This window comes from Spirulina sp. CS-785/01, from assembly GCF_028330525.1.
GTDB lineage: Bacteria > Cyanobacteriota > Cyanobacteriia > Cyanobacteriales > Spirulinaceae > JAQMSD01.
Window position 1 is genome coordinate 1 of the sequence record NZ_JAQMSD010000062.1, and the last position, 8,709, is coordinate 8,709.

Genomic DNA, 8,709 nt, shown 5'->3' on the forward strand with positions numbered 1-8,709 from the left:
ATCTTCCCCATCTCCCCCATCTTCCCCATCAATCAAAGGTTTCACGAGTTCCTGATCAGGATTAGGCATTTAGACACAATGGGTTAATTCGTAGCGATCGCAGAAGAAAAAGCCCCCTTTACCTTCCCCGACTGCGGATCAGGAGTCACTCCCGTCTCCCCAGGAGTCCCTTCATACTTAATCAAATTCGCCAACTCCTGAAGCTGGCTAATGGCCTCAGCCCCCTCCAGTTTCATTAACTCGCGATCGTCACGCATCTCCGTCCAAGTGATCCCATAATCCGACACCAAAAAGCGGATCAGATGGTTTTCACCCAAACTCACCATAAACGAAGCACTACTCATTTCACTCCCACAGGTGTAGCAGGACGCTAAATAACCTCGATTCTCCAGCACCGTCGCTAGAGCTTGCAAATTCATCACTAAATCTCGAACAAATTGGCGGTGTTGTTGTGCGAGTCGTATAAACACAGTTTGTCCTCCTAACACCAGATTGGTACTCTTATAAACCTTGTAAACATTTTTTAAGGTTTTGGCACTCAGACCAACAATCATAGCGAACCCTGATCCTCTTGAGCAAGTCCAGTCTTTTCAAGCCAGACCAGCAGAACCATACAAACATTGGCCACAGGGCATAAACGGTAATTGCCATCTTTTTGCTAGCGTACCCCTTTTCCGTCAAAAATCGACGGAATGCACACAAAAATTAGACCTCCTCTCAAAACAGCATAGACGAAAGAAAAAGTCAAGAGATCCACAAAAGGAGTAAAACTTCACAGTTATCACCCCATGCCCCTTCACCGGACTGGATCAAATCCCTGACCTGAGAGAGATTTAAGAATTCCAATGGGTCTCATTGATTTTTTTTGTCTAAGTTCTTTTCAAATCTTAGTAAAACTTCATAGAATAGCAAGTATCATACTCATAAGTATTTACTCCTACTGTCATGTTTACTGATTCATTTCCGTGGTTAACCGCCATCATCCTCCTGCCCCTAGTGGCTTCCCTAGCAATTCCCATCCTCCCCAATAAAAAAGGACACACCGTTCGCTGGTACACCCTAGGCATTGCCTTCCTCAACTTCGCCCTCACCGTTTACGCCGTCTGGTCATCCTACGATCGCACCTTAGCCGGCTTCCAACTCAGCGAAACCATCCCCTGGATTCCCCAAATCGGCTTAAACTGGTCCCTAGCCCTCGACGGCCTCTCCATGCCCCTCGTTGTATTATCTGGATTAATCACTACATTAGCTCTCCTGGCCTCATGGCGCGTTGACCATAAGCCCCGCTTATTTTATTTCTTAATGTTAGTGCTGTATAGCGCACAAATGGGCGTTTTCGCCGCCACCGATGCCCTCCTCTTCTTCTTCATGTGGGAACTGGAACTCGTACCCGTCTATCTCCTCATCGCCATCTGGGGCGGGAAAAAGCGTCGCTATGCCGCCACCAAATTCATCCTTTATACCGCTTTAGCCTCCCTTTTCATCCTCGCAGCCGTCCTCGGACTCGCCTTCTGTGGAGAACAAACCACCTTTGATCTCACCGAACTCGGCCTCCGTCAATATCCCATCCTCCTCGAAACCCTCGCCTACGTTGGTTTCCTCATCGCCTTCGGCGTAAAACTCTCCCTCTTTCCCTTCCACACTTGGCTTCCCGACGCTCACGGCGAAGCCTCTGCCCCCGTCTCCATGATTTTGGCCGGCGTTCTCCTGAAAATGGGCGGTTACGGGTTACTCCGCTTCAACATGGAAATCTTACCCAACGCCCACATCCAATTTGCCCCCGTCTTAGTCATCCTCGGTGTTGTCAACATCGTTTACGGGGCCTTCACCGCCTTTGGACAAACCAACCTAAAACGCCGCCTTGCCTACTCCTCCATCTCCCACATGGGCTTTGTCCTCATCGGTATCGCCTCCTTCACCGAAGTCGGCATCAACGGCGCAATGCTGCAAATGGTCTCCCACGGACTCATTGCCGCCGTCTTATTCTTCTTAGCCGGAGTCGCCTACGAACGGACTCACACCCTGATGATGGACGAAATGACCGGGTTAGCCAAACAAATGCCCAAAGTCTTCGCCCTCTTTACCGCCGGGTCCTTAGCCTCCTTAGCCTTACCTGGAATGAGTGGCTTTGTCAGTGAACTCACCATCTTTCTCGGAGTCGCCAGCAGCGACGTTTACAGCACCTCCTTTAAAGTCGTCGTCATCTTCTTAGCCGCCGTTGGTTTAATTCTCACCCCCATCTATCTCCTCTCCATGTTGCGGGTTGTCTTCTACGGCCAAAGCGAAACCCAACTCTCCCTTGATCCCCTAGGAATTGATGCCAAACCCCGCGAAATCTTCATTGCTCTTTGTTTAATCATTCCTGTAGTCGGCATTGGCTTCTATCCGAAACTCGCCACCAGCACCTACGATGTGAAAACCGTCGAAGTCGCGGCCAAAGTTCGGGATGCGTTCCCCGTTTATGCCGAAAAACAACCCTCGAAGTCCTTGGGGAGTCTGCCTTTCAATGCCCCCGCATTAGTTGCACCTCCCATGACCAATTCCGAAACCTTGATGGATTAATTCCGGGTTAAGCGAATTTCCTGAATGGATTAAAACCGTCTGTAGGGGCGTTCTAGGGAACGTCCCTCCTTTTTTTTGTAAAGAACTGTTACATTAGCAGTTAGAGTGATCAATCAAAAGAATGACCCAAGAAACCCAAACCCCCCAAACTCCTCCAGACTCCCCATCTCAACCCGAACCCCAACCGAGTTATGTCAAACTCGCTATGCGCAATATGGTACGCAAAGGCGGCAAGTCTTTACAGCATTTTGCCCTCTCAACAATAGGTATTTTGGCGGTTTTAATTGCTTTAGCCTATCTCACTCGGTGAGAAGGGAACAGGGAACAGTGGGTTCTTTGTTCTCCCCCATCTCCCCCATCTCCCCCAACTCCCGACTCCCATCTCCCGACTCCCATCTCCCGACTCCCATCTCCCAATGCCTCCCCTAACCCTCGAATTTCACCTAGAAGATCATTATTTTCCCACCCTCTCCCCCCTTCCCTCTCCCTTCCCAGAGGAATTATGGGAGCATTGCTTTCACCAGTGGTTAGAACAGCTTGCCCCTAGTCTTTCGGCTAATAATGCCTATGAACTCAGTTTGCGGTTAACCGATGACCGCAACATGGAAATGTTCAACACCCAATATCGGCAGAAAGAGCAACCCACAGACGTTTTAGCCTTTGCGGCCTTAGAAAGCGAACTCTATGAGGGGGAACAGGGGACTGATGAACCCCTTTATTTGGGCGATATCATTATTTCGGTGGAAACAGCCAATCGACAAGCTAAACAACAGTCCCATTCTCTGAAAACTGAGTTAGCATGGTTGGCGAGTCATGGGATGCTACATTTACTCGGTTGGGACCACCCTGATGAGCCAAGTTTGCAGCGAATGTTACAGGAACAAGAGCGATTACTCCGGTTTACGGGGTTTGTCGTCAAGAAACTGTAATTTTAGCGTCTAGGATTTTTAGGTTTTTAATGGTAGAACATGGGGGAGGACTTAACCTGTATTTCGTAAAGAAATTTAACAAGATCGGCAAATCTTGATTATAATCCCGATGGCGAGTTCTTCATCCTCACTACTGTTGTTTCAATCGGGTCGGTGACTTATGACATTTAATCAACAACTGACTTCTCCGGCAAATCCTTCCTCTGCGAAAGCCTCTCTGTTCGCGTTACTTCATCGAACAGGGCAGAGTCGAACAGAGCAGTCGGACAAGACGACTCCTATTTCTGCTGCGAAACCCAATCAACGGAATTTAGCGTGGACGATCGCGCCGAATTTGTTAGTCAGTTTTAAATATGCTTGGGCGGGGGTGTGTTATGCCTTCGCTACCCAGCGAAATTTTAGAATTCATACCGGAGTGGCCGTGCTGGCGGTGAGTTTAGGGCTATTTTTACAGGTGAGTGCCGTAGAAATGGCGGTAGTGGGTCTCACTTGCGCGTTAGTGATGGTATTAGAGTTATTGAATACTGCCTTAGAATCGGTGGTTGATCTCACGGTTCAGAAGGCGTATCACGAACTAGCGAAAATTGCCAAAGACTGTGCTGCGGGGGCGGTTTTAATCGCTGCGATCGCAGCGATTTTTGTCGCCAGTCTCATCTTACTCCCCCCCCTCTATCAATTTTTAAAGTTGATAGTTGATAATTGATAATTAATAATTGAACCACTCCAGACACAGAGAACACAGGGAGGGGGAGATGGGGGAAATGGGGGAGATGGGGGAGATGGGGGAGAACAAAGAACCAAGAACAAACAACATTACTGTTTACTGTTCCCTATTCCCTGTTCCCTTGTTCACAAACAACAAAGAACCAACAACCAGCAAAGCACGCGATCGGCTACCATTAAATCACCCCTAGTGATTCTACTCATTGATCCATAAATGCTTCTGGTTATCGACAATTACGACAGCTTCACCTATAACCTCGTCCAACACCTCGGAGAGTTGGGCGAAACCTACGACATTGCCTCCGACATCCAAGTTTATCGCAACGACTGTATCACCCTCACCGAGATCAAAGACCTCAACCCCGATGGCATCGTCATTTCCCCCGGCCCCGGTCGTCCCGACGATGCCGGAATCTCTCTACAACTCATCGAAAAACTCAGTGAGACCGTCCCCATCTTAGGGGTTTGCCTCGGCCATCAGAGTATAGGCCAAGTCTTCGGCGGCAAAGTGATCAGCGCCCCCTCCCTCATGCACGGGAAAACCTCAGAAATTCGTCATAACGGCACAGGACTCTTTGCCGACCTAGACAACCCCTTCCTCGCCACCCGCTATCATAGTCTCGTCATCGACCCAGAAACCGTCCCGACCGTACTGGAAATAACCGCTTGGGTCGAAGATGGTACGATTATGGGCATTCGTCATCGAGACTACCCCACGCTGCAAGGTGTGCAATTCCATCCAGAAAGTATTCTGACCACTTCGGGTAAACAACTGCTACAAAACTTCCTAAAATCAATAGGTCAATAAGTAAATACACAAAACAGCAATGATGAAACGGCGCAAATTACTCCAATATGCCGGAGTTAGCCTACTAACCGCCAGTGGCCTTCTCACCACTCGACAACGGGTTTCTCAGGCACAAACCGGAGGCGTGACCATTAAATATTTAGGTCACACCTGTTTTTTATTTTCCGGAGAAGGGAAACGGGTCTTAGTGAACCCCTTTCGGACTCTAGGATGTACGGCAGGATATCGGACTCCTAGCGTTAGTGCGGATTTAGTGTTAACCAGTAGTTGGTTATTTGATGAGGGAGTCCCCAGCGTTGTCCCCAATGTCTCCCAAGATAAAGTCATCCGAGAAGCGGGGTCTTATCTCATCGACGGGAAAGAATTTCAAGGCATTAGCATTCCCCATGACCGTCAAGGGGGGCGACGGTTTGGGGATAATGTGGCTTGGAAATGGACTCAAGGGGGAGTCGATATTTTACATTTAGGGGGGGCCGCTGCTCCTATTGAAATTGAACATAAAATCTTGATGGGACGACCGGATGTGGCCTTAGTCCCGGTGGGGGGAGGTCCAAAAGCCTATACTCCCCAAGAGGCATTACAGGCCATTGAAACGCTACGGCCTAGAATTGTCATTCCCACCCATTATCGGACTCAGGCAGCAGATGCCACAAATTGTGATATTCAACCCTTAGAGGATTTTCTAACCCTTGCTTCCTACCCCGTGGACCGAGTGGGCAGTGATACTCTAGCCGTTACAGTAGGGAGTTTGTCTTCAGAGACGGTGATTAAAGTGTTAAATTATCCGTTTTAGCTCCAGCCGTCAGCCGTCAGCCGTCAGCCGTCAGCCGTCAGCTTAAAACTAACATACTCTCGCGCTCATGCTGAGTGCTAAATGCTTATTTCATTCAAAAGCTGAGGGCTGAATGCTGAACGCTGAATGCTTACGTTAATTTTTGATGGTTGATGGTTAATTGTTAAACGGGTTTTAGCTCTTAGCCTTGGGTTTTAACCCAAGGCGTGCTGATAGCTGATAGAGCAAAAATAAATGATTGGTAATAAATCAAAAAGTAAGAAAAAACTCTAAACTCCCTATCCCTGTTCCCTGTTCCCTGTTCCGGAGTTACCTTTTGCTCCCAAGTTTTTAACACAACTCATTTAAAATTGCTATAGCTGAATGCTTACTGCTGAAGAATCTGCTCATCCGTCGTAAAATCAATGTCGGCTTTATCCCGTCCAGAGGGGAGATAGTCGTTTTGAAAGGAATCTTTTAATCCCGAAATTAAATCAAATTCGGGTTGCCAATTTAAGTGCTGTTTCGCTTTATGAATATCTGCGAAGAAATGTTGGACTCGTAAGGGAAAGGCTTTGCGTTTTCCGAAGTCAAATTGTTTGGGGTCAAAGTGAACTAATTTTACAGTCTCAGGAGACTTTCCGGCTGCTTCGGCACAAGCATAGGCTAATCCTTTAAAGGTGACGTAGCGTTCCCCAGAGATATTGTACACTTGTCCTTTGGCTTCTTCTTTGCCGAGGATGGCGGCCATGGCATTGGCTAAATCTTTAACGTGACCCAGTTGGGTGATGTGTGTGCCGTCGTAGGGAATGGGGATAGGCCGATCGCGCACAATCCGGTCAAAAAACCACGCCTCTACATCATTGTAGTTCTTAGGCCCATAAATATACACAGGACGCACGGAAGTCCAAGGGAGTCCCTGTTGGTCTAAGTAGGTTTCGGTGTCGTGTTTCCCTTTATGACGACTGTTCGGGTCAATGGTATCTCCTTCTTGATGGGGGAGTTGTTCGGACTGCTGATAGACTCCCGCAGAACTCACATAGACGAAATGCTGGACTTTATCCTTAAATAAATCCGCCAGAGGTTGAGTATCTTCCTGTTTGCGTCCGTTATTATCGAAGATGGCATCAAAATGCTGATCTTGGAGTTTTTCGGTTAAGTCTGCCGCCTTTTTGCGATCGCCGTGAATTTGGGGGATCCCCATGACCGGGGGAGGATTATTCCCTCGGTTAAATAAAACCACTTCATGGCCTTGTTCAACTAAAATTTGGGTGAGGTTAATGCCGATGAAGCGAGTCCCTCCCATAATTAAAATTCGCACGCTGTTCCTCCTTATTAATCCATCTTCTGTTGATTTTAGGGGTAGAAGGAACGGGAGACAATTTTCGGGGGATCGATCTAGGTCTCCGATCGCTGCTAACTTATAAACTCAAGATACGCCACAAATCATTTAACCCCTATCATCATGAAACAACTCTCACGCTTTCTCGGACTCACACTGGTTGCTTGTTTGGGAGCAATTGTTCTCTCTCAAACCTTTTCCCTCCCCAGTTTAGCCCATATGTCTGATCTGACTCTGGCGGAGGTGCAGGTACAGGACAATCAAGCACAGGTGAGACTCACCTTTCCCACGGTGTTAGTCTCCCATGCCGATGATAACCAAAATGGGAAACTCTCTGATCTCGAAATTGCCAATCATCAAGAGGAATTACAAACCTATTTTAGCGATCGCTTCCAGCTTACCAATGCTGGGGGGAATCCAGCCCTGGTCACAGTCACCCCTTCCCCCGAAGACCTTCTCCCGGATACCCCAGAAAATGCCGCACAAACCCATAGTACGGTGGCCGTGGAGTACCAATGGTCACAACCTGTCACTCGTTTAAATATCCGCTATGGTCTGTATGATGGGGAGATGCCTTTTGCTCACTGTCTCACGACCTTACAATATAATGAGCAGGTGAAAACGATTCTCCTCTCTACCGACCAACCGGAACAAAGTATTACTCTCTCTGCAACTCCCACGGATAATTTAATCAGCAAGGGGTGGTTACTTGCGTTACCCATTGCGTTTTTATGGGGTGGAGCGCACGCCTTGTCCCCTGGTCATGGTAAAACCATGATAGGGGCTTATTTAGTGGGCGCGAAAGCCACTAATCGTCATGCGGTATTATTAGGCTTAACCACCACTGTCACCCATACATTAGGGGTGTTTGCGTTGGGACTGGTGGCCTTGTTTGCGTCGCAGTATATTCTACCCGAACAGCTTTATCCCTATTTAAGTTTACTATCGGGCGGCTTTATTCTGGCGATCGCTCTTAATCTTTTACGTCAACGGTTAACCCAACCGTCTCACCAACACCATCCCCATCCCCATCATTCCCACAAAGATCACCATCACCATCACCATCACCATCACCCCACCCCCACCCATTGGAGTGATATTTTTGCATTAGGAGTGTCTGGGGGGTTAGTCCCTTGTCCTGCGGCCTTAGTCCTGTTATTAACCACAGTGGCAGTGGGACATACTGCGTTAGGATTAGCGTTAGTGTCGGTATTTAGTTTAGGACTCGCGTTAACCCTCACTACGTTAGGTCTTTTACTGGTCAATATGAAGCGAGTCTTCCAACACTTCCCCACCCCTCCCCGTCTCGTAAAACTCCTCCCCGTTGCCAGTGCTGGAGTCATTGCGGTAATTGGGTTAGGGGTGACAGTACAGGCGATTTTAGAGTTAATTTAGGTGGGTTGTTTGGGAATAGGGAACAGGGAACAGTAAACAGTAAACAGGGAACAGTAAACAGTAAACAGGGAACAGTAAACAGTAAACAGGGAACTCCGGAACAGTAACCAGTAACCAGTTGTTACTCCCCATCTCCCGACTCCCGACTCCCGACTCCCGACTCCCATCTCCCGACTCC

General features: G+C 48.2%; 9 protein-coding genes and 1 pseudogene. 7 read left to right on the top strand and 3 right to left on the bottom strand.

The features are described 5' to 3' along the window. Positions 1–83: 83 nt before the first annotated feature. On the bottom strand, positions 84–470 hold the full coding sequence (locus PN462_RS03560; protein WP_443029050.1) for a DUF1815 family protein: 387 nt from the start codon (positions 468–470) through the stop codon (positions 84–86). Positions 471–945: 475 nt separating this feature from the next. On the opposite strand from PN462_RS03560, the gene PN462_RS03565 reads away from it, so the two are divergent. From PN462_RS03565 to PN462_RS03590, 6 genes are all read left to right on the top strand, one after another. Continuing rightward, positions 946–2,562 carry an NAD(P)H-quinone oxidoreductase subunit 4 gene (locus PN462_RS03565; RefSeq protein ID WP_272126587.1) on the top strand — a complete coding sequence of 539 codons (1,617 nt, stop codon included), beginning with the start codon at positions 946–948 and terminating at the stop codon, positions 2,560–2,562. Positions 2,563–2,683: 121 nt separating this feature from the next. Beyond that, positions 2,684–2,872 (top strand): DUF3285 domain-containing protein, encoded by a 189-nt coding sequence (locus PN462_RS03570; protein WP_272126588.1) that lies wholly within the window; start codon positions 2,684–2,686, stop codon positions 2,870–2,872. A 106-nt stretch (positions 2,873–2,978) separates the two neighbouring features. Next, on the top strand, positions 2,979–3,491 hold the full coding sequence (gene ybeY / locus PN462_RS03575; RefSeq protein WP_272126589.1) for an rRNA maturation RNase YbeY: 513 nt from the start codon (positions 2,979–2,981) through the stop codon (positions 3,489–3,491). A gap of 160 nt (positions 3,492–3,651) precedes the next feature. After that, the gene (locus PN462_RS03580; protein ID WP_272126590.1) at positions 3,652–4,194 is read left to right on the top strand and encodes a diacylglycerol kinase family protein; all 543 of its coding nucleotides are present in this window, start codon (positions 3,652–3,654) and stop codon (positions 4,192–4,194) included. Positions 4,195–4,428: 234 nt separating this feature from the next. Continuing rightward, positions 4,429–5,022 carry an anthranilate synthase component II gene (locus PN462_RS03585; RefSeq protein ID WP_272126591.1) on the top strand — a complete coding sequence of 198 codons (594 nt, stop codon included), beginning with the start codon at positions 4,429–4,431 and terminating at the stop codon, positions 5,020–5,022. A 22-nt stretch (positions 5,023–5,044) separates the two neighbouring features. Then, positions 5,045–5,815, top strand: coding sequence for an MBL fold metallo-hydrolase (locus tag PN462_RS03590; protein WP_443029051.1), 771 nt, complete (start codon positions 5,045–5,047; stop codon positions 5,813–5,815). Positions 5,816–6,182: 367 nt separating this feature from the next. Here the strand turns inward: PN462_RS03590 and PN462_RS03595 are convergent, their stop codons facing one another. Further along, positions 6,183–7,115, bottom strand: coding sequence for an NAD-dependent epimerase/dehydratase family protein (locus PN462_RS03595; RefSeq protein WP_272126593.1), 933 nt, complete (start codon positions 7,113–7,115; stop codon positions 6,183–6,185). A 144-nt stretch (positions 7,116–7,259) separates the two neighbouring features. On the opposite strand from PN462_RS03595, the gene PN462_RS03600 reads away from it, so the two are divergent. Continuing rightward, positions 7,260–8,531: a nickel/cobalt transporter gene (locus PN462_RS03600; protein WP_272126594.1), complete on the top strand. Its 1,272-nt coding sequence runs from the start codon at positions 7,260–7,262 to the stop codon at positions 8,529–8,531. On the opposite strand, the pseudogene PN462_RS03605 reads toward PN462_RS03600, so the two are convergent. Continuing rightward, positions 8,523–8,709 (bottom strand): annotated as a pseudogene (locus PN462_RS03605) (hypothetical protein); the annotation flags it as partial. The gene PN462_RS03600 and the pseudogene PN462_RS03605 sit on opposite strands and share 9 nt — an antisense overlap.

Bases quoted from the DNA above. Each gene is read 5' to 3' on its own strand.
- PN462_RS03565 (WP_272126587.1), top strand. From the start codon at position 946: ATGTTTACTGATTCATTTCCGTGGTTAACCGCCATCATCCTCCTGCCC.
- PN462_RS03570 (WP_272126588.1), top strand. From the start codon at position 2,684: ATGACCCAAGAAACCCAAACCCCCCAAACTCCTCCAGACTCCCCATCT.
- ybeY (WP_272126589.1), top strand. From the start codon at position 2,979: ATGCCTCCCCTAACCCTCGAATTTCACCTAGAAGATCATTATTTTCCC.
- PN462_RS03580 (WP_272126590.1), top strand. From the start codon at position 3,652: ATGACATTTAATCAACAACTGACTTCTCCGGCAAATCCTTCCTCTGCG.
- PN462_RS03585 (WP_272126591.1), top strand. From the start codon at position 4,429: ATGCTTCTGGTTATCGACAATTACGACAGCTTCACCTATAACCTCGTC.
- PN462_RS03590 (WP_443029051.1), top strand. From the start codon at position 5,045: ATGAAACGGCGCAAATTACTCCAATATGCCGGAGTTAGCCTACTAACC.
- PN462_RS03600 (WP_272126594.1), top strand. From the start codon at position 7,260: ATGAAACAACTCTCACGCTTTCTCGGACTCACACTGGTTGCTTGTTTG.